Below are 25487 nucleotides of genomic sequence, written 5' to 3'. Positions count from 1 at the left end.
TTCTGTTGGATTGCGTATCTGGGGGTCTTGCTCAGAGTTTCAACGTTCTCAGCCGCAGCGCGTTGCCGATCACGGAGACCGATGACAGGCTCATCGCCGCCGCCGCCAGCATCGGCGACAGCAGCGTGCCGGTAAGCGGATAAAGCACGCCGGCCGCGACCGGCACGCCGAGCACGTTGTAGAGGAAGGCAAAGAACAGGTTCTGGCGGATGTTGCGGATCGTCGCCTGGGCGAGAGTGCGTGCCCTGACGATGCCGTTGAGGTCGCCCTTGACCAGCGTGATGCCGGCGCTTTCGACCGCGACATCGGCGCCGGTGCCCATGGCGATGCCGACATCGGCGCCGGCCAGCGCCGGCGCGTCGTTGACACCGTCGCCGGCCATGGCGACGCCGGCGCCCTTGGCACGCAGTTCCTCGACCAGCGCGCCCTTCTCATCCGGCAGCAACCCGGCGCGGACCTCGTCGATGCCGAGCCTGCCGGCAATCGCTCGTGCCGTGCGCTCGTTGTCGCCTGTCGCCATGATGATGCGCAACCCCTTGTCGTGCAGCGCCCTTATCGCCTCGGCCGTCGTAGTCTTTACCGGATCGGCGACAGCGACGATGCCGGCGAAACTGCCCTCGACAGCCACGAACATGGCCGTCTTGCCTTCGGCCTGCAGCGCCTCGGTATTGGCCGCTGACGTTGCGACGCGAAGGTCCGCCATCATCGCCGCATTGCCGAGCGCGACCTTCCTGCCCGAAACCGTGCCCGAAACGCCCTTGCCGGTAATGGCTTCGAAATCGACCGCGTCGGCCAGCTTCAGGCCGCGCGCGGCAGCGCCCTCGACGATCGCCTCGGCCAGCGGATGCTCGGAGCCCTTTTCCAGCGCGGCCGCGAGGCCGAGCAGCTCGTTCTCGCCGATGCCCGCGGCCGGAACGACATCGGTAAGCCGCGGCTTGCCCTCGGTCAGCGTACCGGTCTTATCGACGATCAGCGTGTCGACCGAGGCGAAACGTTCCAATGCCGCCGCTTCCTTGATCAGCACGCCGGCATGCGCGCCGCGCCCGGTCGCGGTCATGATCGACATCGGCGTCGCAAGACCGAGCGCGCAGGGACAGGCGATGATCAGCACCGACACCGCCGAGACGATGGCGAAGATCAGGCTCGGTTCGGGGCCGACGAGCGCCCAGGCGATGAAGGCCAGGACCGCCACCAGCACGACGGCCGGGACGAAATAGAAGGACACGCGGTCGGCGAGACCCTGGATCGGCGCCCGCGAGCGCTGCGCCTTGGCGACCAGCTCGACAATGCGCGACAGCGTGGTCTCGGCGCCGACCTTCTCGGCGCGCATGACCAGCGAGCCGTTCTTGTTCAGCGTGCCGCCGGTGAGCATGTCGCCTTCCGTCTTCTCGACCGGCAGCGGTTCGCCGGTGATCATCGATTCATCGATCGCCGACCGACCCTCGAGCACGATGCCGTCGACCGGCACGGCATCGCCGGGACGGATGCGCAAGCGGTCGCCCGACTTGACGCTGTCGAGCGGTACGTCCTTCTCGGAGCCGTCGGCGCCGATCAGCCGCGCTGTCTTCGGGGCAAGGTCGAGCAGGGCGCGGATGGCCGAGCCGGTGCGCTCGCGGGCCTTGAGTTCCAGCACCTGGCCGAGAAAGACCAGCGCGACGATGACGGCGGCGGCCTCGAAATAGACCGGGACGGCGCCGTCATGACCGCGGAACTGATGCGGAAAGAGGCCCGGGAACAGGGCGGCGATCACGCTGTAGAGGTAGGCGGCACCGACGCCCAGCGAGATCAGCGTCCACATATTCGAGCTACGGTTGAGGATCGATTCCCAGCCGCGATGGAAGAACGGAAACGCCGCCCACAGAACCACCGGGCTCGCCAGCGCCAGTTCCACCCAGGTCTTCGCGCGACCGTCGATGAGGGTTTCGAAGCTGAAGCCCAGCATCGGCGCCATGGCAATGACCAGGAGCGGCACGGAGAGCACCGCGCTGACCCAGAACCGGCGGGTGAAATCGACGAGCTCGGAATTCGGGCCTTCCTCGCCTGTCGGCACGCCCATCGGCTCCAGCGCCATGCCGCAGATCGGACAGGAGCCGGGCTTGTCGCGGATGATCTCGGGATGCATCGGGCAGGTGTATTGCGTGCCCTTGGGCATCGGCTGGGGCTCCGGCCGGCCGGCGAGGTATTTTGCCGGCTCCGCCTCGAACTTGGCCTTGCAACCGGCGGAGCAGAAATAGAAGCCCTGCCCTTCATGGCGAACGAAGTGCTTCGCGCTCGCGCGGTCGACGCTCATGCCGCAGACGGGATCGGTGGCCGTCAAATAGCCCTCGGGCTCGGCCTGGAATTTCGTGCGGCAGCGCTCGCTGCAGAAATGAAAGGTGCGGCCGCCATGCTCGGCCGTCGGCTTGCCGGCCGCCGGATCGACCGTCATGCCGCAGACAGGGTCGCGAAGCACCGCTTCGGTGTCGGGCGCGACATTCTTCGCAGAGCAGCAGCCGCCGCCATGCGCATGATGGTGGGGGTGGTCGGAATGGGTCATCAGCAATACCTCGGAATTCTCGAATTGAGGCGGAGGTAGTCCTTCCAGTAACTGGAAGGTCAAGAGCCGGTTTCGACTTTTGCGAAAATCGGCCGGGCGATTGCGGATTACGCTTCTGCGCGATGGCAATCGCGGCCGCCTGCCCCATACACAGCGCCGCGAAAACAGGCTATAGACGCCGCCGAATGGCAAAGATCTCCCTGAAACTCGACGAAATCATCGATGGCGATGCGTTGCGCTGCGACTTGACCGCGTTGACGGCGGCGAGCGCCGGCGACGGTTCAGGACCGGCTGCCCGCACGGCCGTCCTCCAACTGCTCAAGGCCAGGATGGCCGAAGGGCGAAAGATCGCCGAGACCATGCTCAAGCAGGACGGCGGCGGCAATGCCTGCGCCGAGCGGCTGTCGCATCTGATGGATGAACTGATCCGGGCGCTCTATGATTTCGCCGCCACCCATGTCTATCGGGTCAAGAACCGGTCCGCGGCCGAGCGCATGGCGGTCGTTGCCGTCGGCGGCTACGGCCGCGGCACGCTGGCGCCGGGTTCCGACATCGACCTGCTTTTCCTGCTGCCCTACAAGCAGACCCCATGGGGCGAGCAGATCGTCGAATACATGCTCTATATGCTGTGGGACATGGGGCTGAAGGTCGGCCACGCCACCCGCAACATCGACGAGTGCCTCAGGCTGTCGCGCGGCGACATCACCATCCGCACGTCGATCCTCGAGGCGCGCTTCCTGTGGGGCGAGCAGAAGCTCTATGAAGAACTGCTCACCCGTTTCGATCACGAAGTGGTGCGCACGACCGGGCCGGAATATGTGCAGGCCAAGCTCGCCGAGCGCGACGAGCGCCACGCCAAGGCCGGCGAAAGCCGCTATCTGGTCGAGCCCAATGTCAAGGACGGCAAGGGCGGCCTGCGCGACCTGCAGACGCTGTTTTGGATCGGCAAATATTTCTACCGCGTGCGCACCGGCGAGGAACTGGTCGAGAAGGGCGTCTTCACCGAGGCCGAATATCGCGAATTCCAGAAGGCCGAGGATTTTCTCTGGGCGGTGCGCTGCCACATGCATTTCCTCACCGGCAAGGCGGAAGAGCGCCTGCATTTCGACATCCAGCGCGAGATCGCCGAGCGGCTGGGCTATACGACGCATCCCGGCCTGTCGGCGGTCGAGCGCTTCATGAAGCACTATTTCCTCGTCGCCAAGGACGTCGGCGACCTCACCCGCATCTTCTGTGCGGCGCTCGAGGAAGAGCAGGCCAAGCATGTGCCGGGCTTCAACCGCATCTTCCTCACCTTCCAGCGGCGCAAGCGCAAGCTTGCCGGCACCTCCGACTTCATCGTCGACAACCACCGCATCAACATCGCCGACGACAGCGTGTTCGAGCGCGACCCGGTCAACCTGCTGAGGCTGTTCTGGTTCGCCGACAAGCACGGATTGGAATTCCACCCCGACGCGCTGAAGCTGCTCACCCGCTCGCTCGGGCTCGTCAACAAGTCGCTCCGGCGCGACGAGGAGGCCAACCGGCTGTTTCTCGACATCCTGACGTCGGACCGCAATGCCGAGCTCAATCTCAGGCGCATGAACGAGGCGGGGCTGCTCGGCAGGCTGATCCCGGACTTCGGCAAGATCGTCGCCATGATGCAGTTCTCGATGTACCACCACTATACGGTGGACGAGCATCTGATCCGCTGCATCGGCGTGCTGGCCGAGATCGAGCGCGGCGACGGCGCGAAGGTGCATCCGCTGTCGCACACGCTGATGCCTGGCCTGAGAAAGAGCCGTGAGGCGCTCTATGTCGCGGTGCTGCTGCACGACATCGCCAAGGGCCGGCCCGAAGACCATTCGGAAGCCGGCGCCAGGATCGCGCGGCGCATCTGCCCGCACATGGGGCTGTCGGCCGCCGACACCGAGACCGTCGCCTGGCTTGTCGAGAACCATCTTGTGATGTCGATGACGGCGCAGACGCGCGACCTCAACGACCGCAAGACGATCGAGGATTTCGCCTCGATCGTGCAATCGGCCGAGCGGCTGAAGCTGCTTTTGATCCTCACCGTCTGCGATATCAGGGGCGTCGGGCCGGGCGTGTGGAACGGCTGGAAGGGGCAGTTGCTGCGCACGCTCTATTACGAAACCGAACTGCTCCTGACGGGCGGCTTCTCGGAAGTCTCGCGCGCCGAGCGCACGGCCGCGGCGCGCGAGCGGCTGGCCGAGGCGCTGTCTGCCTGGCCGGCGAAGGAGCGCAAGCGCTATGTCGCGCAGCACTACGAGAATTATCTTCTGGCGGTTGACCTTGCCGATCAGCTTCGTCATGCCGAATTCATCCGCGAGGCGGATGCGGCCGGCAAGAAGCTTGCCACCATGGTCAAGACGCATGAGTTCGAGGCGGTGACGGAGATCACCGTGCTGGCGCCGGACCATCCGCGCCTGCTTTCGATCATTGCCGGGGCATGTGCCGCGGCCGGCGGCAACATCGTCGACGCGCAGATCTTCACCACCTCGGACGGCCGCGCGCTGGATTCCATACTGATCTCCAGGGAGTTCGACCGCGACGAGGACGAGCGCCGCCGCGCCGAGCGCGTCGGCCGGCTGATCGAGGACGTGCTTTCGGGCAAGAGCTGGCTGCCCGAGATGATCGAGAAGCGCACCAAGCCGAAGCGCGGCGCCAAGGCGTTCCGGATTCCGCCGCGCGCCGAGATCCGCAACACGCTGTCGAACCGTTTTTCGGTGATCGAGGTCGAGGGGCTGGACCGGCCAGGCCTGCTGTCCGAGATCACCGGGACGCTCTCCGACCTGTCGCTCGACATCGCCTCGGCGCATATCACGACGTTCGGCGAGAAGGTCATCGACACGTTCTACGTCACCGACCTGACCGGACAGAAGATCGACAGCCCGACGCGCACCGCCACCATCCACAAGCGGCTGATCGATACGCTTGAAGGCAATTCGTCCGAACGTAACGGCAAGGCCAAGGCGGCGGCCGAGTGACATCCATTTGACGCAATTTTTCTGGCAGTCGTTCCCAGCATGAGCCTAGTCAAGAAATTCGCCACCGTCGCCTCCGGCACGCTGATGAGCCGTGCGCTGGGCTTCGGCCGCGAGATGCTGATGGCGGCAGCGCTCGGCACCGGACCGGTCGCCGACGCCTTCAATGCCGCCTTCCAGTTTCCCAACACCTTCCGCCGGCTGTTCGCCGAGGGCGCCTTCAACGCCGCTTTCGTGCCGCTGTTCGCCAAGGAGATCGAGCAGCATGGCACCGACGGCGCCAAGCGCTTCTCGGAGGAAGTGTTCGGCGTGCTGTTCTCCGCGCTTCTGGCGCTGACCATTGCGATGGAACTGGCGATGCCGCTGATCGTGCGCTACCTGGTGGCGCCGGGCTTTGCCGACATTCCAGGCAAGTTCGAGACGACCGTCCGGCTTGCGACAATCATGTTCCCGTATCTCATATGCATGTCGCTCGGCGCCATGATGGCCGGGATGCTGAACTCGCTGCGCCGCTATTTCGCGGCGGCGATCGCGCCGGCCTTCCTCAACATCATCCTGATCGGCGTGCTTGCCTATGCGTGGTATCACGGGCTGGACGCGCATGATGTCGGCTTCGGCCTGTCCTGGGGCGTGCTGGCGGCAGGCATCGTGCAACTCGCCATCGTCTGGATCGCGGTGCGCAATGCCGGCATCTCGATCGGCTTCCGCCGGCCGAAGATGACGCCGAACGTCAAGCGGCTGCTGATCCTGGCGCTGCCGGCGGCGATCACCGGCGGCATTACGCAGATCAACCAGCTGATCGGCACGGCGATCGCGTCTGCGCAGAACAGCGCCGTATCGTCGCTTGCCTATGCCGACCGCATCTACCAGTTGCCGCTCGGCGTCGTCGGCGTGGCCGTTGCCATCGTGCTGTTGCCGGAACTGTCGCGGGCGCTGAAATCGGGCAATTTGGTCGAGGCAGCCAATTTGCAGAACCGCTCGGTCGAGTTCACCTTGTTCATGACGCTGCCCGCCGCCGCGGCACTCTGGGTGATGTCCGAGCCAATCGTGCGGCTGGTCTATGAGCGCGGCGCCTTCGCCGCCAACCACTCGACGCCGATCGTCGCCTCGATTCTGGCGATCTTCGGCCTCGGCCTGCCCGCCTTCGTTTTGATCAAGGCGTTCACGCCCGGCTATTTCGCCCGCGAGGACACGCGCACGCCGATGATCTTTGCCGCCATCTCGGTCGTCGTGAATGTCGCCACGGCGCTGAGCCTGTTCCCGTCGATGGGCGCGCCTGGCATTGCGGTCGCTTCGGCAGTCGCCGGATGGGTCAACGCGTTGATGCTGCTCGCCATGCTGATCAGGCGCGGCCATTGGGGCCGCGACGTGCCGCTCTTGCGACGCATTCCCCGGCTGGTGCTTTCCGCGGTAATCATGGCCGTGGCGCTTTACTTCGCGGAGCGCCACTTTGCGACACAGATTGGGCCTGGCTCGCCGCTCGTGGTAAAGGCGACGACGGTGCTTGGGCTGGTCGCCGGGGGCGCCGCGCTCTATTTCATCGCCGCCTTCGGCACCGGCGGCGCCGATTTCGGGATGCTCCGGCGGAACGTGAAGCGTCGTTCACCCAAGGCGCTACCGCCCGTCAGGGAACAGTCTCCAGATCCGTGAGTCGGAATTCGTTGGCCGTAGAAAGTATCGGAACGGCGTAGTATCGGGCGCAAGCGTAGTGGAAGCAGTCCGCCATATTTAGGCGGATAGCATTGTTGCGAAACCGCGCAGCGGCCTCGACGGATAGGGATGTTGCCTCGGATGCAGGCGGAAGCTCGTGCAAGGCAATTGCCCGCTCTTCCAGAAAGCGGTCTACAATCTCCGCGCTTCTGGCGACCGGAATCGCCAGCTTTTCTGGTCGCGCGAGCGCCATCGCTGCCTCCCAAACGGCTATCGCCGACGTGAACGGTGCCGATGCCTTCATGACGGCCTGCGCGCATCGCTCGGCTTCCGTCTCGTTGCTCAGGATCGCGACGATGGCTGCGGCGTCGACAAACATCAGTCGTCGCCGGAAAGTTCATCATAGACGGACTGCGGCAGCGGTTTGCGCGCTTGTTCGCTAAGCTTGATTCCAAACTCGGCTCGCAGTCGTGCCGCCGTTTCCAGCGGCGTCTCGCGATTGCGGCGCCGCTCCAAGGCTTCGCGCATGGCGATCACGATTGCCTCGGTAATGCCGACCCCTTCAGCTTTGGCGAAAGCGCGCGTCAACCTGTCGGCTTCCTTATTGTTGATGTTGATGGTCATGGCTACATTCCTTCATGTAGTTAGAAATATGTAGCCTATGCACGGCAATGTCAACGTACCGATGCCCCATGCCAGCTCGTCCGCGCCTCTTGATCCCGCAACGGGCTTCGTCCATAAGCGCGCCGTCGCAAGACTTTCGCCGCGCGCGGTTTCCAGCCGCATGATTGGCTCCAAAAAGTCTGCAACTTTTTGGAATCATGCTTAGACGGCCCTCCACAAGCCATGAGGAATTCATGTCCGCCTTCAAGCCACTCGTCTTTTCGGGCGTCCAGCCGACCGGCAACCTGCATCTCGGCAACTATCTCGGCGCCATCAAGAAATTCGTCGCCCTCCAGGATCAGTCCGACTGCATCTATTGCGTCGTCGACCTGCACTCGCTGACGGCGCAGCTCGTGTATCAGGACCTGGGCGACCAGACGCGCTCGATCACCGCGGCGTTCCTGGCCTCCGGCATCGACCCCAAGAAGCACATCGTCTTCAACCAGTCGCGGGTCATGCAGCACGCCGAGCTCGCCTGGATCCTCAACTGTGTGGCACGCATCGGGTGGATGTACCGGATGACGCAGTTCAAGGACAAAGCCGGCAAGGACCGCGAGAACGCCTCGCTCGGCCTGCTTGCCTATCCGAGCCTGATGGCCGCCGACATCCTGCTCTACCGCGCAACCCATGTGCCCGTGGGCGAGGACCAGAAGCAGCATCTGGAGCTGACCCGCGACATCGCCCAGAAATTCAACAACGACTTCTCCGAGAAGATCGCAGCCCTTGGCGTCGGCGTCCAAATGCAGGTCGGCGAAGAGACGGTGAACGGCTATTTCCCGATTACTGAACCGGTGATCGGCGGCCCGGCGGCGCGCATCATGAGCCTGCGCGACGGCTCGAAGAAGATGTCGAAGTCGGACCCGTCGGATCTGTCGCGCATCAACCTGACCGACGATGCCGACACGATCTCGAAGAAGATCCGCAAGGCCAAGACCGATCCGGAGGCCTTGCCGAGCGAGATCGACGGATTGGAAAGCCGGCCCGAGGCGGAAAACCTCGTCGGCATCTATGCCGGCCTCGCCGAGATCTCGAAGGAAGACGTGCTGAAGGAATATGGCGGCCAGCAGTTTTCCGTGTTCAAGCCGGCGCTTGCCGATCTGGCCGTGGAGAAGCTGGCGCCGATCGCTTCCGAGATGCGCCGGATCGAGGGCGACCGCGCCTATGTCGACGCCGTGCTCAAGGATGGCGGCGACCGGGCCCGCGCAATCGCCGAGGGCACGATGAAGACGGTGCGCGACATTATCGGCCTTCTGCAGGACTGATCCAGCGACCTCCTCGGACCATTGCCGCGCCGACCGGCGGCTTGCCGCCGGTTCGCGGCAGTGGCAGATTGCGACCGAACCATACCGAGCAGATAGACATGGTCTCCAAACGCCTCAGCCGCGAAGCCGGCCATCGCCGCAAGTTCCTGGCGATCATCGACGACACGCCCGAATGCGAGCGCGCCGTCGCCTATGCCTCGAAGCGGGCGCAAAGCACCAGCGGCGTGCTGGTGCTGCTCTACGTCATCGAGCCGGACGACTTCCAGCACTGGCTGGGCGTGGAAAAGATCATGCGCGAGGAAGCCACAGCGACAGCCCGCGCCGCGCTCGACGGCTACGCCAACAAGGTGCGCCAGCATGCGGGGATCGAGCCGGAGCTGGTGGTGCGCGAAGGCAAGCCGACGGAAGAAATCCACAAGCTGATCGAGGAAGACCAGGACATCGCCATCCTTGTGCTGGCCGCCGGCGCCGGCAAGGAAGGCCCAGGGCCGCTGGTCAGCGCGGTCGCCGGGCGCGGCGCGGCTTTTCCCATTCCGGTCACGGTGGTGCCGCAGAACCTGTCCGACGAGGAGATCGACAGCCTGGCTTGAGGTGCTTCGATATTCAGGTGAGGCCGGCCTGCAAATGGCCGCCTGACCTGAATCTCGATCCACCTCGACATTCGTGATAGAAGCCGAAAAACATTCCGCCAGCCAGCCGTTCCAGCGACGCGTTTCGCTTGAATGTCCAGCCGATAGAGCCTATTTAGAATTATTCCAAACTATCGGCCCGGGAAGGGCCTGGAGATACCCATGTTCATCCAGACCGAATCGACGCCGAACCCGGCGACGCTGAAATTCCTGCCGGGCAAGGAAGTGCTGCGCGAAGGCACAGCCGATTTCCGCAACGCCGAAGCCGCGGCGGAGGCCTCGCCGCTGGCCGGCCGCCTGTTCGAGATCCCGGGCGTCACCGGCGTCTTCTTCGGCTATGATTTCATCACCGTGACGAAGGACGGTCCGGACTGGCAGCACCTGAAGCCGGCGATCCTCGGCGCCATCATGGAGCATTTCATGTCCGGTGCGCCGGTCATGGCCGCGACCGCTCCGGCGAGCGAAGCCGGCGAGACCGGCGAATTCTACGACAAGGCCGACGAAGAGCTGGTGCTGACCATCAAGGAACTGCTCGACACGCGCGTGCGCCCGGCCGTCGCCCAGGACGGCGGCGACATCACCTTCCGCGGCTTCGAGAACGGCACCGTGTTCCTGCACATGAAGGGCGCCTGCGCCGGCTGCCCGTCATCGACGGCAACGCTGAAGCACGGCATCCAGAACCTGCTTCGCCACTTTGTTCCGGAAGTGCAGCAGGTCGAGCAGGTCGCCTGAGAACCCACTGGCCGGCCGCATTGTGCGGCGAAGCGAATTCCGATCCAAGATCGCAAAAACAAAAAACCGGGCCCCAACAGCCCGGTTTTCTGTTTTTGGACGTCTTGTTGTTGCCTAGACGGTCCGCTTGCGAAAGCTTTTGGCCTCGGCCTTCGTGATCACATCACGATGACCTTGGCGCCGACCGACGTGCGGTCGTAAAGATCGATAATGTCCTGGTTCATCAACCGGATGCAGCCCGACGACATTGCCTTGCCGATCGAGAACCATTCCGGGCTGCCATGCAGGCGGTAGCCCATGTCGCCGCCCTTGTTGAAGAGATACATGGCGCGCGCGCCGAGCGGGTTCTTCAGGCCCGGCTCCATGCCGCCGGCGAATTTGGCGAGCTCGGGCTGGCGCTTGATCATCTGCGAGGGCGGTGTCCAGGTCGGCCATTCGCGCTTCAGCGCGATATGGGCCGTGCCGTGCCATTCAAAACCCTCGCGGCCGACGCCGATGCCGTAGCGCATCGCCATGCCGTCGCCCTCGATGAAATAGAGGAACTTGTTCTGCGTATCGACGATGATGGTGCCCGGCTTCTCCGACGAGTCGTACCGCACTTCCTGGCGGTGGTACCTGGCGGGGACCTTCTCGATCGGGATGCGCGGCAGCTGATAGCCGGCATCGGTCATCGCGCCATAGTTGTTGGTGAACATTTGCCCACCGATGGTGCTGCACCCGCTGATCGCGGTCGACAGCGCAAGAGCGGCGAGGATTGCAAATGACTTCAAGCGCATGAAAAGGTCCGACGCCCCGCCTCGATACCCGCGGCACGAGTCGGCCGCTTTGTTGCCACCATTCATGCTGGCATTTCTTTTGCTTGCCAAGCGCGCACTGCCTATATGCAAGGCCTTACGCGCCGGTAAGTGCCCGACTGCGGCATTTTCGCAACAGGCCTTACAGGATTATGAAGCAAAATCAATGGGGCGACTTGGGAAGCCGCCTGCGATGCGAGGAGAGCGCCATGAATGTCGGTGATGCCGCGGAGCGTTCCGGCCTGCCGGCCAAGACCATTCGCTACTATGAGGAAATCGGACTGATCCGCCCGGCGCGAGCCGGGAACGGCTATCGCGATTACTCCGGCGACGATATCCACCGGCTCGCCTTCCTGCGCCGTGCGCGCAATCTCGGCTTCTCAATCGACGATTGCAGGCAGCTGATGGCGCTCTATCAGGACCGCGGCCGCGCCAGCCATGACGTGCGCGAGATCGCCGCCGCCCATGTCAGGGCGATCGAGGAGAAGGTACGCGAATTGCAGTCGATGCGCTTGACGCTGCAGACACTGATCCACGCCTGCCATGGCGACGACCGGCCGGACTGCCCAATCCTCGACGACATGGCGGGCGCGGCCTGAGGTCCCGAGGCCTGTCAGCGCTTCCAGAAATCGCGGTGCGGAGCGAGCATCTCGTCCGCGATTTCGGGAAAGGGGCCGAACACCTCGATCTTTTTCTGACCGGAGGCGAAGACGGTGCGCGAGGCGAGATTCATGGTCGGGTTCTCCGCGTGATCGCCGGTGAGCGCCAGGAGGCTGGTTTCCTCGACCCCATAGACCAGGCGCCCGATATTCGCCCAATACATCGTGCCGGCGCACATCGCGCAGGGTTCGAAGGTCGAGACCAGCGTGCATTGCCAGAGGAACTCCGGCTCATAGGCCGCCGCGGCGCGGCGGGCGAGCTCGGTCTCGGCATGGCGCACCGTATCGAGATTGCCCTGCCGCATCAAAATGCGATCGTCCGGCCCGACCAGCACGCAGCCGAACGGATGATGCCCATGCGCCGCCGCCTCGCGCGCGACGGCATCGGCGGACCGGAGGTGGGCGAGCATCTGGTCGCGGGTCATGGGAAAATTCCTTTCATGGCGAGATTGCTGCCATGAGGCATGACCAGCAAGGCTAATCTTCTCTGAACCACGGCTCAAGCATCTACTTGGCTTTGCGCTCCACCCATTCCTGGTTTGGTGCTATTTTGACGATCACCTACAATGAGATTGCCGGCATGGCCATCCACGAGGACATCGAACGGGTCGAGCAGCATATCCGCGAGATCGAACAGCGGATCGAGCGCCAGCGCGCCGTCATCACCCAGGCCGAAGAAAACGGCCTGCCGACCGACGGCCCGAGCAACTTCCTGTGGTTCCTGAAAGAGACCTTGAGCCTGAGCCGCGACCACCTGGCCAGGCTTCTGGCGGATGAATTTCGAGCGGGGGACTAGCAGTAGCGGGTCTCGCCGTAGACATCTGCTGTCTTTGCGGCGGTCCGCGTCCATTATGTCTGGTCCTGGCAGATCGCAATCGTCGTAGCGCTCACCATAGTTATGAGTGTTGTCTATCCCGCTATCAGAACCCTGATACGCAAGCGTTCTGCTTGACACGGCCCGCCGAAAAAAGGCAGGGGCCGAGCTAGCGAGAAATAAGGTAACATAACCTAAGCGATTCCTGATGCGGGGGGCTGCCATACCCGCTTTTCACAGACCAAAACGCGAGCGGGCCGCAGCAACGGCGGGCCATCCGCTGGTTTGGGGCTGGGCCACGATAGTGCCGCGCTTGTGATTGGTCTTATCTTATCATCTGGGCCCATGGTGGCCTCGGGTCAGTCGTGGCCTGCGGATCGTCTAGAGCCATGCCACAAGACCCCATCCGAATTGACCAGTTTTGGGATAAGAACCCGCTGGTGATGCCATGGATGGAGAAATACCTTCCGATAGATCGTATGTGGCAAGATGCGGTCGCCACCGTAATGGGTATTACTGCTATTACTTGTATAGGCTTGGCGATGCTTTTCCTATTTCTTCCAAATAACGTATTCACTGGGATAATATGCGTATTGCCCGGCGGCTATCTTTGAGGAAGTTTCAATGAGAGAATGTCACGCGCGCAGACGAAATTCTTCCACGCCAAGAGAGACGAGGGAAGAATTGGCAACGCCAATAATGCAACTGGCTCAAACGGCCCTGCGGACAGGTAGCCACCAACCGCAGAGCGTGGGTTTGTCAACCAGATGATCGCCGGCCTGACGGCGATTATATATTTGACAGACCCAAACGGATATGCGATAACGAATCCAAGGAGTTATCGATATGTCTGTTCTGTCCCGACCCTACTTCCATGACGAAGCCGCCGCCTTCGAACATGTCGAGGGCATGCTGTGGCCGCAGGGTCCGGTTTGCTTCCATTGCGGTTCGATGGAAAAGCACTACGCCTTGAAGGGCGGTCGCACGAAGCCCTCGAAGAAGAACCCGCACGGCCTAGAAATCCACGGCCTCTACAAGTGCTCGGATTGCCGCAAGAAGTTCACCGTTCGTATGGGCACGATCTTCGAGGAGTCCAAGCTCCCGCTGCATATCTGGCTTCAGGCGCTGCACGCCATGTGCGCCAGCAAGAAGGGCGTTTCGGCTCATCAACTGCACCGCGCTCTGGAAATCACCTACAAGTCCGCGTGGTTCCTTTGCCATCGCATTCGTGAAGCCATGCGCTCGGACGACATCACGCCCATGGGCGGCTCTGGCAAGACTGTTGAGGTAGACGAAACCTACATTGGCCGTCTCGCCGGTACACCCGTGAAGAAGGGCGGCAGCGCCCACAAGAACACAGTCGTTACGCTTGTCGAGCGCGGCGGCAAGGCCCGCTCCTTCCATGTCGATACCGCCCGCATGGGCAATGTCATGCCTATCGTTCGCGCCAACATCGCCAAGGAAAGCGCGTTGATGACCGACGAAAGCGGCATCTATCGCCGCGCTAGCCAGGATTTCGCCTCGCATGAATTCGTCACGCATTCCAAGGACGAATACGTTCGCGGCAACATCCACACCAACATGATTGAAGGCTATTTCTCGATCTTCAAGCGCGGCATGAAGGGTGTCTATCAGCATTGCGCCGAACATCATCTGCATCGCTATCTGGCGGAATTCGATTTCCGCTACAGCAACCGCGTTGCCATGGGCATTGACGACAACGTCCGTTCGCTCATTGCCTTGAAGGGCGCCAAGGGCAAGCGGCTCACGTATCGACAGCCTGCTTGACGCTAAGAAAAATCACTACCGGAAACCTGTCCAGTTATCGCTCCCGTTGTGGATATCCAAACGAAAGCGGCGCAAAAGGTGAATCTTTATAAAGGGTTAACGTGTTTCACTGTAACACATTGAATCTTATCGGGAATTCGCCTATATTTGTGGCGCTGAGCTAGGGGGAGTGAAACGGCTCCTACCGGCGCGGCCAATTGATAAAGCCCCGTTCGCGCGGGGCTTTATCTTATGATGCCGAGTGCATCCCTGCCGTTCGCAGCTTTCACCAAAATCCGATCCAGAATCTTGAATGATTGATCCAGTCCATACGCGGTTTTGGATGGAATAGGGTTCTCATGCCTGAGCAATGCGTAGGCGCAACTATCGGCGGCCTGAATCATCAGCGACCGCGCCGAATCCCGGTAGACGATGTCTTCCAATATTCGGTCGAGCGTGATGTTTTTGGAAAACCCTCCGGTCTCCCACACGCCCCGCCTGCTTGGGATGTAGTTGAACTTGCGTAGGCGGCGCAGCATCGAGTCGAAGCTCTTACCCTGATCGCAGAAGATTAGGGCTTGGCTTCCGGCCTTTGTCATATTGACGTTGATGCGATTGAGCATCCATTCAAACGCACGGTTTTCATCGGTCGGAGGCACCGCAGCGTTTATCAATTGTGCCCCCGGTATGAGAGCTATGCCGGCTAGGAAGAAGTTGAACAGATTCGCGCGGTGTGGCTTTGATATAAACGTCGGGGCTATCCGCCCCTTCCCGCCGTTCCAGTCTGTCGCGTGTAGCTCTTTTCTGGTATAAATGCCTGCGCTCGCTTTCATCATTGAGCGAACACCCAAGAGGTGATCAAGCGACTCTCGCCAGCGATCTGCCGGGATTAGCAGCGCGGAAAAACAGGCAAACCTATTATCTTTTGAATCGTCAATGTAGACAAAGTGCATGAGCGATAAAACAAAACCGCACACTTCCAAGAGTCAAGTAGAGAAGTTCCGCGAACTGGCGCGCGAAATCGAAACCGTCGATTCCGAAGAGCCGTTGAACGCGGCGATTAGGAAGATCGCCAAACCGCAGCCGCCGAAGGACGACAAGGCGAAGAAGGAAGCGGGCTCCTAGTCGGTTCGCTTCAATTGCTTTTGCAACTCGCCGATCTGCTGCTTTATCTCCTCCTTCAGGATCAGATCGTTGTCGTCCATCCTGCGGCGGCCGATCTTAAGATAGAGCAAGTACTCAGTATCTCGTTGTCCTCGGCCAGAGCCAGTGCCGGTAATCGCCACTCCTGCTGACCGAAGCGCGTCTCCCAAAATCTGCAATGGCTTGTCATCACTATCGCCCCCCGTAACGATTGGCGCCCGGGAATGTAGGGTGACGCCCTCGCCAATGTCGTCGGAAATCTCCACCGTCTTGATCTTCCAGCCACCCTTTGTCAGTGCCGTATGAAAATCAGAGCGGTAGCTGCTCGCTTCTTCGCAGCGGTGAGGCTGCACGAGGATCACTTCTTGAGGCGGATGAGCAGACAACAAATCAGCAATCTTCGTCTGCTGCTCTTGCGATAGGTGGCGCGGCATCACGTATCGGTCCATCGCCTTCCTCATGCCGGTCATTTCGTTGCGCAGTGGCCGAACCAGCAAAAGCGTAGCGGCAATTAGGCCAACCATAAACACGCTACCTTGGAGCGCAATCTGCCTAGTAAGATCAGCATTGGCGACCGCCAGCACGGCCTGCCATGGCGTTGCAAGCATTCCAACGTAAGGCCACGCAGAGCGGATCGCGGAAAGCCCCAACAGGCCAATCGACCCAAGGATCATAACGCGCGCCAGCCATCGTGGCAGGTTCCAGCCGCTCACGGGTTGCGCAATCGGAATGAAGGCCAATACCAGGCCGAGAAGAACCGTAAGATCCATAGCGCCGGATTCATATCAGAACCGGTCTTATGCGCCAGTGGGTCTGTGAAATATATAATCGCCGGCCTGACAGGGGTTCAAACCGTGAACAAAATCTGGCATGGTGCCTCCCATGCCACTCGTTTCCCCGATTCCCCTTAACCCGTTGATCGACGGCCGCCAGTCGGAGCGCGCCATGCTGGTGCGGCGCGGCGTGCAGCGGCTGCTCACCGAAATGGGCGCGCATGTGCTGCCGGAGCTGTCTTTGGCCACAGGGCGCCGCGCCGATCTCGTCGCGCTGACCAGGCAGGGCGACATCTGGATCATCGAGATCAAATCCTCGATCGAGGATTTCAGGGTCGACCGCAAATGGCCGGACTACCGGCTGCATTCCGACCGCTTCTTCTTCGCCACCCATCCCGGCGTTCCGGCTGACATCTTTCCCGAGGAATGCGGCTTCATCCTCTCCGACGGCTATGGCGCGGAGATCCTGCGCGATGCGCCCGAGCACCGCATGGCGGCAGCGACACGCAAGGCGCTGATGCTGCGGATTGCCCGCGCGGGCGCCGCGCGGCTCTTGGCGGCCGAGCTTGCCGGCGTCGCCGTGCCGGCGCTGGATGGCGAGAGCGAGTAGTCGTCGCGGTGTGTGGATGCTGGTGCGTAACCGCTGGCGTCCGACCGCAGGCCTGGCTCAGGCCAGCCCTGCGCCAGGCCAGCGAGAATTTTCTTCCCGCACCGATGATTTCCGCTGAACCCGATTGTCTTCACCTATAGGCGCGTCCGGATGGCCGGCGGCCTGGAAAAAGGTGATCAAATGAAACCGTTGCAAAATCAGAATGTCGTCGTCGTCGGAGGCAGCCGGGGTGTCGGCCGCTCGATCGTGGAAGCAGCGCTTGGCGCGGGAGCGACCGTGCTTGCCGTCGCCCGCGGCGCCGCCGACCTGAAGCAGCTTGCCTGGGAACGCCCGGGCTTGAGGACGCTTAGCACGGACGCAACGGCGGAAGGCGCGCCGCAAGCAGTTTTCGATGCGCTGGCACCCGACGTGCTGGTGGTCTGCGCGGGCGCGCTCGCCCCTTCGGCGCCGATCCAGGAGCAAAGCTGGGAGGCCTTCTCGGCAAACTGGGAGATGGACGTCAAGGCATCGTTCCTGTTTTGCCGGGAAGCGCTCAAGGGTCGGCTCAAGCCCGGAGCCCGTGTGCTGCTGATCGCCAGCGGAGCCGCCATCAGCGGCGGCCCGCCGAATTCCGGCGGCTATGCCGGCGCCAAGCGCATGCAGATATTCTTGGCCGGCCATTGCCAGAAGGAATCGGACCGGCTCGGCCTCGGGCTTCGTTTCATGGCGCTTTCGCCGGCCCGCATCATGCCGGGCACCGGGGTCGGCGATCGCGGCATTGAAGGCATCGCGGCCTATATGGGCATCCGTCCGGCCGACTTTCTGGCCAGCATGAGCGACATGCAGACGCCGGCCGATGTCGGACAGGCGGTGATCCAGCTCGCGACGGGCAAGCTGCAGGGCAGCTCCTTCACCGTAAGCGGCAGCGGCCTTGCGGCGGCGCCATGAGACGCGCAGGATGGCGGCCGAATTCAGCTCCCCGGGCTCCCATGACTGACGCTTCCGGCCCTATCGAGCCTTTGGGCCGGCCAGGCCAGCCGGCCCTCGACCGGCGGGCCTTCGAGCGCCTGACCGTCGCCCATCGCCGCGCGCTGAAGCTTCATTGCTATCGGATGATGGGCTCGCTCAACGAGGCGGACGATCTCGTCCAGGAGACGTTCCTAAAGGCGTGGCGCGCGCGGTCGCAATTCGACGGACGCGGCTCGGCGCGCGGCTGGCTCTACGCGATCGCCACCAACAGCTGCCTCAATGCGATCAAGACACGCTCGCTGGCGCGGCGCATTCTTGAGCAACCCGAGCGGCCGGCCTCTGAGGGCAGAGCGACCGGCGGCCCGGCCACGGAGCTCGCCTGGCTGGAGCCGTATCCGGACGCCGAGCTGCCCGACATCGCCGACGACAGGCCCGGCCCGGAAGCGCGCTATGAGGCCCGCGAGGCGGTGCGGCTCGCTTTCGTGGCGGCAATCCAGCTGTTGCCGCCGAGGCAGCGCGCGGCCTTGCTGCTTTGCGATGTGCTCGGATGGTCCGCCATCGAGACCGCGCAATTGTTGGGCGGGTCGACCGACTCGATCAACAGCGCCTTGCAGCGGGCCCGCACGACGCTGGGCGAACGCTACCCGCAGGGGCGCCCGCCGCAGCGGTCGCGGCCCAACGCGAACGAAGGCGTGCTGCTGGAACGCTACATGCAGGCTTGGCAGGCCGACAATCTCGACGGACTCGTCGAGCTGCTGCGCGAGGACGCCATCTACCACATGCCGCCATGGCGGGAATGGTATCATGGACGCCCGGCGATCGGCGCTTTCCTGGGCAGCGTCTGGTGCAATTTTGCCGGCTATCGCGCGGTGGCCATCGGCGCCAACGACCAGCCGGCCGTGGGCGTCTATGCGCTCGGCCGCCAGGATTCCGTGTGGCAGCCGCATTCGCTGCATGTCCTCGAAGCCGCCGGCGACAAGATCGCCTCGCTGACGATCTATGTCCCGCCGCTCGGCCCCGCTTTGTTTTCAGCCTTCGGCCTGCCGCCGGAACCTCGGGGCTAGTTCAGATCTTCTTCCGCTCCGCCGCCCGCCGGCGCCATGAGCAGGATGGCGGCGCCCAAGAGGGCGGCAATCAGCGAGCCGGCGAGGATGCCGACCTTCACCGCGTCCTGCAGCGCCGGGTCGCCGGCGAAGGCAAGCAGGCCGATAAACAGGCTCATGGTGAAGCCGATGCCGCAAAGCAGCGAAATGCCCAGCATGTGCAGCCAGCCGGCATTGGCCGGCAGGTCGGCGAGGCCAAACCGGATCGCGAGCGCCGAGGAGCCGAAGACGCCGATCAGCTTGCCGAGCACCAAGCCGGCGGCGACGCCAAGCGTCAGCGGCTCAACCAGTGCTGCAAGGCTCAGGCCGCCGAGCGAGACGCCGGCATTGGCGAAGCCGAAGATCGGGATGACGAGGAAGGGCACCAGCCTGTGCAAGCCGTGTTCCAGCCGGTGCAGCGGCGAATGCTCGAGATCGCGGCTGATGCCGGGAGACCGCTCCAACGGGATGGTGAGCGCCAGCGCCACGCCGGCGAGCGTCGCATGCACGCCCGACTTGAGCACCAGCACCCACAGCAATGCGCCAAGCAAGAGATACGGCCACAGCTTCATGGCATGCATGCGGTTGAGCACGACGAGCAGCGCGATGATGACAAAGGCGGCGGCCAGATAAGCGAGCGACAGGCCGCTGGTGTAGAACAGCGCGATGATGATGACGGCGCCGAGATCGTCGATGATGGCCAAAGCGGTGAGGAAGACCTTCAGCGAGGCGGGCACGCGGCTGCCGAGCAGCGAGAGCACGCCGAGCGCGAAGGCGATGTCGGTGGCGGTGGGGATTGCCCAGCCGGAGAGCGCTGCCGCATTGTCGCGGTTGATCAAGACATAGACCAGCGCCGGCACCGCCATGCCGCCGGCGGCGGCGATGCCGGGCAGCACGCGGCGCGGCCAGGTCGAAAGCTGTCCGTCCAGCATCTCACGCTTGATCTCGAGCCCAACCAGCAGGAAGAACACCGCCATCAGCCCGTCATTGATCCAGTGCGAGACGCTGAGCGGCCCGAGATAGGCGTGCAGGACGGCGAAATAAGTTTCGGCCAAAGGCGAGTTGGCGACGATCAGCGCAAGGGCTGCGGCCATCATCAGCATGATACCGCCGACGGCCTCGCCGTCGAGGAATTCACGCAGGATCGATTTCGGCCGTTCGTCTCGCATGGTCCCTCCGCCCGTCACCCCGACCTGACGGCCGGAACCTATAACGTATGATGCGCAGCCCAGCTGGCGAAGCAAGCGTTCGAGTTCACATTGACAGATCGCCTGCTTCGGCAGTTGGCCGAAACGCCCGTCGCTTCGTCATCCACGGGCGAAGCAAGGAGCGAAGCGACGCGGCGCAGACCCGAGGATCCATTCCGTTACATCGGAGCGGTGCCAACGGTGCAGAACTCCGCTCCGCTGTGTTCTGCGGCCGGGGTCACGGAATGGATCCTAGGGTCTTCGCGACGGAGCTTCGCTCCTGCTTCGCCCTAGGATGACGACACTCATTTAACGCGGCGCGCGCTTTGCCAGTATCCGCTGCAAGGTCCGGCGATGCATGTTCAACCGGCGCGCCGTCTCGGAGACGTTGCGGTCGCACATTTCGTAGACGCGCTGGATGTGCTCCCAGCGCACGCGGTCGGCCGACATCGGGTTTTCCGGGGGCGCGGCGCGCTCGCCGGAGATGCGGGTAAGCGCGGCGAAGACGTCGTCGGCGTCGGCCGGCTTGGACAGGTAGTCGATGGCGCCGAGCTTCACCGCCGTCACCGCCGTGGCGATGTTGCCGTAGCCGGTCAGGATGATGGCGCGGGCGTCGTTGCGCTTTTCGCGGATGACTGCCACGACATCGAGGCCGTTGCCGTCGCCGAGGCGCATGTCGACCACGGCATAGGCCGGCGGATGAGCGCGGGCCTTGGCGATCGCCTCTTCCACGCTCTCCGCCGTCTCGACCACAAAACCCCGGGTCTCCATGGCCCGGGCAAGCCGGGTGAGGAACGGCTTGTCGTCCTCGACGATGAGCAAGGAGGTGTCCTCCCCCTCGACCATTGCGCCCGTCGTTTCGTCTCCGTTCATCTTATCGGCATCCTACCGATCCAAAGCGCGCCGCGCCGAGACCCATTCTGGCGAAAGCCCTTCAAATCCTTGTTTCCGGGCATGTCGACTTCCTGAAATCGCCGCACAGTTTTGGGCGACATGCCTCACTTTTACGCAGATACAGTCCTGCAAGAGCAATGTCCAATTTTTAGAGCCGGCAACAGAGCTGCCATGCGGTAAATGCAAGGTTTAGGCTATCCAGCCAAGGTTCAGGCATTGTCGAACATTGTGGCCGAGGCCTGGTCCTGGTTGAGGAAGACGCCGCGCGGCCAGGCGATCTGCACCACTGCGCCCTCGCCCAGCCCGCTCGAATTGCGGAAATCGATGGTGGCGCCCGACCGTTCCAGCAAGGTCTTGGCGATAAACAGCCCCAGCCCCAGGCCGCCGCCGGCCTCGGTGCCCTGGCGCGTCGACACATAGGGCTCGCCGATGCGGTCGATGATCTCGGCCGGAAATCCCGGCCCGTCATCGGTGATCGAGAAGATGACCTTCTCATTATCCCAGCTCCAGGAGACAGTGACCGACTTGCGGGCGAAATCGACGGCATTCTCGACCAGATTGCCGAGCCCATAGATGACGCCGGGGCTGCGCTGGCCGACCGGCTCGGGGCCGATGCGCTCGCCGGGCCGCAGCCGGATCGAGATGCCGAAGTCGCGATGCGGCGCCGTCACCTCCTCGACCAGCGAGGTGAGCGGCATGCGCGACAGGTGCGCTTCGCCTTCCGAGGAAAGGCTGGTCAGCCGCTTCAGGATCTCGCGGCAGCGCTCGCTCTGCGAGCGCAGGAGCTTCACGTCCTCGCCGTATTTCGGGTCCTTGCCGAGCGCCTTTTCCATCTCCTTGGCGACCACGGTGATGGTGGCCAAAGGCGTGCCTAGCTCGTGCGCGGCCGCAGCCGCCAGCCCGTCCAGCGCCGACAGATGCTGCTCGCGCTGCAGCACGAGCTCGGTGGCGGCCAGCGCGTTGGCGAGCAGGCGCGCTTCCGCCGCTACGCGGAAGGCATAGATGGCGGTGAACGCGATCGAGGCGAAGACGGCCATCCACATGCCGGCGACATAGATGAACGGCATCGGCAGAGGCGCTTGCTCGTACCAGGGCAGCGGCAGGTGGAAGAACACCAGCAGCGTGGCGGCTATCATGATCAGCGCGCCCAGCACCGCGGTCATGCGCAGCGGCAGCGAAGCGGCCGAGATGACGACCGGCACGGAAAGCAGCACGCAAAATGGATTGGTGAGGCCGCCGGTCATGTAGAGCAGGCCGGTGAGCTGGACGCCGTCGAAGGTGAGGATCGCGAAGGCCGAAAGCGGGGTCAGCCGATGCGCCGCCGGATAGCGGAAGGTGAGCCACAGGTTCATCCAGGCCGAGCAGGCAATCAGCGCAAAGCACATCGACACCGGTAGCGGGAATTTCAGGCCATAGGCGACGACAAGCACCGTCAGGCTCTGGCCGACGATGGCCAGCCAGCGCAGACGGATCAGCGTGTTGAGCCGCAACCGCTGGCTTTGCTGGGTATCGGGCGCGCGCAGGATGTTGGTCATCGACTTACGATTATAGCCGCTGGAGGGTAAGCGCTAGTAGCCCTATAAGAGCGACTTGATCGGTTGGCAGCCGGTATTTCATCCTTTCTCGGCCCATTGGCTGAGGCTTCGCGACTTGATCATCCACGGCGGAGTGACGCGAAGCGCAGCGCAGACCCGAGGATCCGTTCCGTTACCTCGATCGTAGAGCGCAGCGGAGCGAAATTCTGAACCGTGGCAACGCGTCGACATCGCGGAATGGATCCTCGGGTCTGCGCGCGTCGCTTCGCTCCGTGCTTCGCCCGTGGATGACGACGTGATGGATGTTTGCGCCAAGCGCAAAGGTATGCGGTTCACTGCCGTGAGCCTGCCACTACGTCCCACGCGGCTTGGCGCGGCTGGTGGCGGCGGCCAGCAGCGGGTTTTCCGGCCAGACATGCTTTGGATAGCGGCCGCGCATGTCGGCGCGCACATCCGTCCAGGAGCCGCGCCAGAAGCCGGGGAGATCGCGCGTCGTCTGGATCGGCCGGTGCGCCGGCGACAGCAATTCGAGGGTCAACGGAACGGTTCCGTTTGCGATCGCCGGATGACGGTCGAGGCCGAACAGTTCCTGCACGCGGATCGAAAGCACCGGCCACTCGCCATCATAGCGGATCGGCACGTGGCTGCCGGACGGCGCGTCGAAATGGGTCGGCGCCAGCGCGTCGACCTTGCGCTGCAGGTCGTGCGGGACCAGCGCCATCAGCGCCGACGACAGCGCCGCCGGCTTGATGGCGGCGAAAGAGGCATCGCCGGAGAGAAACGGCAGGAGCCAATCATCGAGGCCCTCGACAAGCGCTTCATCGGAAACGTCGGGCCAGGGCGCTCCCAGGCCGCGATTGAGCCAGCCGAGCCGCTGGCGCAGCGCCTCCGGTTCCTTGCCCCAGTCGAGCAGAGCCAGGCCGTGCTCGCGCAAGGCGTCGATAATGGCGCGGTCGGCATCGGCGCCGGACGGCGCCGGCAGCATGCGCTCGGAAAGCGTGATGGCGCCGAGACGCGCGGTCTCGCGCATGCGCACGGCGCGGCGAACGCGGTCGAAACTCGTCTCACCCTTTGTCTCGATGCGGTCGGCCAGGGCGGCGCGGATATCGGCTTCGCCGACCGGCGCGGCGGCGGTGATGCGGGCGTTCTGCGCCTTGCCCTGCAGGTCGGCGACCACAAGCCAAGTTTCATTGGCGAGCGGATCGGCGGCATCGACCATGGCGCCCGAACCATTGGCGAGCACGAAGCGGCCGCGCTCGCCGCGCGCCCTTGCCACGCGATCCGGCCACGCGTGGATCAGAAGGGCGCCTCCAGAGGCCGCCTCGCCGCTCTGCTCGCCACCGGCCTGCCTGGCCAAACGCTCGGCGAGCTCCCTGGCGGCATTGGCGCGAGGGGATTTCTCACCACGAAACCGGAGCAGACGCCGCTCCAGGTCGGCGCTGTCGCCGCCCAGCCCACGCTCGGTCAAAAGCACGGCAAGCGTCGCCGCTTCGAGCGCGTGGCCGCTCTTCGCCGCTTCGGCCACCATATGCGCCAGCCGCACCGGCAGCGCCAGCTTGCGCATGGCGGCGCCCGCCTCGGTCAATCTGCCGGCATCGTCGATGGCGTGAAGGGCCTTGAGCAGCACCCTCGCCTCGCTGAGCGCCGGGGCCGGCGGCGGATCGAGGAAGGACAGGCTCGACGGATCGGCGACACCGAAGGCGGCGCAGTCCAGCAGCAGTCCAGACAGGTCGGCCTCGAGGATTTCGGGCGGCGTGAAGGCGGGAAGCGACGCGGTCTGCTCGGCCCGCCACAGGCGCACCGCCACGCCGGCTTGAGTGCGGCCGGCGCGGCCGGCGCGCTGGTCGGCCGAGGCCTTGCTGACGCGCACGGTTTCCAGGCGGGTCAGACCGCTTGCCGGCTCATAGCGCGGCAGCCGCGACAGGCCGGAATCGATGACGACGCGCACGCCGTCGATCGTGATCGAGGTCTCGGCGATCGAGGTCGCCAGCACCACCTTGCGGCGGCCGGCCGGCGCCGGCCTGATCGCCGCGTCCTGCGCCCTGTTGTCGAGCTGGCCATAGAGCGGAACGATGTCGGTGTCGGCGGCGACGTTGCCCGCGAGCCGCTCGGCGGTGCGCTCGATCTCGCGCTGTCCGGGCAGGAAGGCAAGCACGCTGCCCGGCTCGCCGGCCAAAGCCGCGCGCACGGCCCTGGCCATGGCGTCCTCAATCGCCGTGCCCGCCGGCCGCTCGTCGTAGCGGATCTCGACCGGATAGGCGCGGCCCTCGCTTTCGATCACCGGCGCCTCCGACAAAAGCTTCGCCACGCGCGCACCGTCGAGCGTCGCCGACATGACCAGCAGACGCAGGTCCGGCCGCAGCGCGCCCTGCACGTCGAGCGCCAGCGCCAGACCGAAATCACCGTCGAGCGAACGCTCGTGGAATTCGTCGAAGATCACCGCCGAGACGCCGGGCAGTTCCGGGTCGTCGAGGATCATGCGCGAGAGCACGCCTTCGGTGACGACCAGGATCCTTGTCCGCGCCGAGGTGCGGTTCTCCATGCGCATGGCGTAGCCCACCGTGCCGCCGGGCTCCTCGCCCAGCAATTCGGCCATGCGGCGGGCCGCGGCGCGGGCGGCGAGCCGCCGCGGCTCGAGCAGCACGATCCGGCCCTCACCGAGCCAAGGCGCGTCGAGCAGCGCCAGCGGCACCAGCGTCGTCTTGCCGGCGCCGGGCGGCGCCACCAGCACGGCGCTGCTGCGCCGCGCGAGCGCTTCGCCGAGCGCCGGCAGCACGGCTGTGACCGGAAGCTCCGGCAAGCGTTTCGTCGTCATTTTGCCCGCA

23 protein-coding genes are annotated in these 25487 nt (G+C 63.9%); 12 read left to right on the top strand and 11 right to left on the bottom strand.

Translation table 11 applies throughout. From position 1 onward, the window contains the following. Positions 1-31 precede the first annotated feature (31 nt). Positions 32-2536, bottom strand: a complete 2505-nt coding sequence (locus LB520_RS13665) for a heavy metal translocating P-type ATPase (protein ID WP_224637846.1) — start codon at positions 2534-2536, stop codon at positions 32-34. 185 nt (positions 2537-2721) lie between these two features. Here LB520_RS13665 and LB520_RS13660 point away from each other — a divergent pair, with 185 nt between their 5' ends. Both LB520_RS13660 and murJ read left to right on the top strand, forming a co-directional pair. Continuing rightward, a complete protein-coding gene (locus tag LB520_RS13660) occupies positions 2722-5523 on the top strand; it encodes a [protein-PII] uridylyltransferase (RefSeq protein ID WP_224637845.1) in 2802 nt (933 codons plus the stop codon). 39 nt (positions 5524-5562) lie between these two features. After that, positions 5563-7170 carry a murein biosynthesis integral membrane protein MurJ gene (murJ, locus tag LB520_RS13655; protein WP_224637844.1) on the top strand — a complete coding sequence of 536 codons (1608 nt, stop codon included), beginning with the start codon at positions 5563-5565 and terminating at the stop codon, positions 7168-7170. Here the strand turns inward: murJ and LB520_RS13650 are convergent. Then, on the bottom strand, positions 7145-7549 hold the full coding sequence (locus LB520_RS13650; protein ID WP_095766110.1) for a type II toxin-antitoxin system VapC family toxin: 405 nt from the start codon (positions 7547-7549) through the stop codon (positions 7145-7147). The two genes, murJ and LB520_RS13650, sit on opposite strands and share 26 nt — an antisense overlap. Beyond that, on the bottom strand, positions 7549-7794 hold the full coding sequence (locus tag LB520_RS13645) for a type II toxin-antitoxin system VapB family antitoxin (RefSeq protein WP_095766111.1): 246 nt from the start codon (positions 7792-7794) through the stop codon (positions 7549-7551). The genes LB520_RS13650 and LB520_RS13645 overlap by 1 nt, the downstream gene beginning before the upstream one ends. A gap of 233 nt (positions 7795-8027) precedes the next feature. Here LB520_RS13645 and trpS point away from each other — a divergent pair, with 233 nt between their 5' ends. From trpS to LB520_RS13630, 3 genes are all read left to right on the top strand, one after another. Next, a complete protein-coding gene (trpS, locus tag LB520_RS13640; RefSeq protein ID WP_224637843.1) occupies positions 8028-9095 on the top strand; it encodes a tryptophan--tRNA ligase in 1068 nt (355 codons plus the stop codon). Between the two features lie 98 nt (positions 9096-9193). Continuing rightward, positions 9194-9685 (top strand): universal stress protein, encoded by a 492-nt coding sequence (locus tag LB520_RS13635; RefSeq protein ID WP_095766113.1) that lies wholly within the window; start codon positions 9194-9196, stop codon positions 9683-9685. 201 nt (positions 9686-9886) lie between these two features. Further along, the gene (locus LB520_RS13630; RefSeq protein WP_095766114.1) at positions 9887-10456 is read left to right on the top strand and encodes a NifU family protein; all 570 of its coding nucleotides are present in this window, start codon (positions 9887-9889) and stop codon (positions 10454-10456) included. A 158-nt stretch (positions 10457-10614) separates the two neighbouring features. Here the strand turns inward: LB520_RS13630 and LB520_RS13625 are convergent, their stop codons facing one another. After that, positions 10615-11232, bottom strand: a complete 618-nt coding sequence (locus tag LB520_RS13625) for a L,D-transpeptidase (protein WP_140802045.1) — start codon at positions 11230-11232, stop codon at positions 10615-10617. A gap of 227 nt (positions 11233-11459) precedes the next feature. Between LB520_RS13625 and cueR the strand changes: the two genes are divergently transcribed. Then, a complete protein-coding gene (gene cueR / locus LB520_RS13620) occupies positions 11460-11849 on the top strand; it encodes a Cu(I)-responsive transcriptional regulator (protein ID WP_224637842.1) in 390 nt (129 codons plus the stop codon). 14 nt (positions 11850-11863) lie between these two features. Here the strand turns inward: cueR and LB520_RS13615 are convergent, their stop codons facing one another. Further along, the gene (locus LB520_RS13615) at positions 11864-12334 is read right to left on the bottom strand and encodes a nucleoside deaminase (RefSeq protein ID WP_224637841.1); all 471 of its coding nucleotides are present in this window, start codon (positions 12332-12334) and stop codon (positions 11864-11866) included. Between the two features lie 125 nt (positions 12335-12459). On the opposite strand from LB520_RS13615, the gene LB520_RS13610 reads away from it, so the two are divergent. Both LB520_RS13610 and LB520_RS13605 read left to right on the top strand, forming a co-directional pair. Next, positions 12460-12705, top strand: a complete 246-nt coding sequence (locus LB520_RS13610) for a hypothetical protein (protein ID WP_224527017.1) — start codon at positions 12460-12462, stop codon at positions 12703-12705. 864 nt (positions 12706-13569) lie between these two features. Continuing rightward, on the top strand, positions 13570-14511 hold the full coding sequence (locus LB520_RS13605; protein WP_224637840.1) for an IS1595 family transposase: 942 nt from the start codon (positions 13570-13572) through the stop codon (positions 14509-14511). A 224-nt stretch (positions 14512-14735) separates the two neighbouring features. Here the strand turns inward: LB520_RS13605 and LB520_RS13600 are convergent, their stop codons facing one another. Next, positions 14736-15443 carry a DUF3800 domain-containing protein gene (locus LB520_RS13600; protein ID WP_224637839.1) on the bottom strand — a complete coding sequence of 236 codons (708 nt, stop codon included), beginning with the start codon at positions 15441-15443 and terminating at the stop codon, positions 14736-14738. Between LB520_RS13600 and LB520_RS13595 the strand changes: the two genes are divergently transcribed. Beyond that, a complete protein-coding gene (locus LB520_RS13595) occupies positions 15442-15615 on the top strand; it encodes a hypothetical protein (protein WP_224637838.1) in 174 nt (57 codons plus the stop codon). The two genes, LB520_RS13600 and LB520_RS13595, sit on opposite strands and share 2 nt — an antisense overlap. Here the strand turns inward: LB520_RS13595 and LB520_RS13590 are convergent. Continuing rightward, entirely contained in the window at positions 15612-16403 is a 792-nt protein-coding gene (locus LB520_RS13590; protein ID WP_224637837.1) for a hypothetical protein, read from the bottom strand. The two genes, LB520_RS13595 and LB520_RS13590, sit on opposite strands and share 4 nt — an antisense overlap. Positions 16404-16515: 112 nt before the next feature. On the opposite strand from LB520_RS13590, the gene LB520_RS13585 reads away from it, so the two are divergent. The 3 genes from LB520_RS13585 (at position 16516) to LB520_RS13575 (ending at position 19028) form a co-directional block, all read left to right on the top strand. Next, the gene (locus LB520_RS13585) at positions 16516-17016 is read left to right on the top strand and encodes an MmcB family DNA repair protein (RefSeq protein ID WP_224545114.1); all 501 of its coding nucleotides are present in this window, start codon (positions 16516-16518) and stop codon (positions 17014-17016) included. Positions 17017-17196: 180 nt separating this feature from the next. Next, the gene (locus LB520_RS13580) at positions 17197-17943 is read left to right on the top strand and encodes an SDR family NAD(P)-dependent oxidoreductase (protein ID WP_224637836.1); all 747 of its coding nucleotides are present in this window, start codon (positions 17197-17199) and stop codon (positions 17941-17943) included. A 41-nt stretch (positions 17944-17984) separates the two neighbouring features. Then, positions 17985-19028 (top strand): RNA polymerase subunit sigma-70, encoded by a 1044-nt coding sequence (locus LB520_RS13575; RefSeq protein WP_224637835.1) that lies wholly within the window; start codon positions 17985-17987, stop codon positions 19026-19028. On the opposite strand, the gene nhaA is transcribed toward LB520_RS13575, so the two are convergent. From nhaA to hrpB, 4 genes are all read right to left on the bottom strand, one after another. Next, a complete protein-coding gene (nhaA, locus tag LB520_RS13570) occupies positions 19025-20215 on the bottom strand; it encodes a Na+/H+ antiporter NhaA (RefSeq protein WP_224637834.1) in 1191 nt (396 codons plus the stop codon). The two genes, LB520_RS13575 and nhaA, sit on opposite strands and share 4 nt — an antisense overlap. A 327-nt stretch (positions 20216-20542) precedes the next feature. Then, complete coding sequence (locus LB520_RS13565) at positions 20543-21106, bottom strand: ActR/PrrA/RegA family redox response regulator transcription factor (RefSeq protein WP_224637833.1); 564 nt, start codon at positions 21104-21106, stop codon at positions 20543-20545. 230 nt (positions 21107-21336) lie between these two features. Beyond that, positions 21337-22662 carry an ActS/PrrB/RegB family redox-sensitive histidine kinase gene (locus LB520_RS13560; RefSeq protein ID WP_224637832.1) on the bottom strand — a complete coding sequence of 442 codons (1326 nt, stop codon included), beginning with the start codon at positions 22660-22662 and terminating at the stop codon, positions 21337-21339. Between the two features lie 352 nt (positions 22663-23014). Continuing rightward, on the bottom strand, positions 23015-25477 hold the full coding sequence (gene hrpB / locus LB520_RS13555) for an ATP-dependent helicase HrpB (protein WP_224637831.1): 2463 nt from the start codon (positions 25475-25477) through the stop codon (positions 23015-23017). Between the last annotated feature and the right edge of the window lie 10 nt (positions 25478-25487).

The organism is Mesorhizobium sp. CA12 (assembly GCF_020165255.1).
In the GTDB taxonomy this organism is placed as follows: Bacteria; Pseudomonadota; Alphaproteobacteria; order Rhizobiales; family Rhizobiaceae; genus Mesorhizobium.
This window is presented reverse-complemented; position numbering and strand designations above follow the sequence as displayed.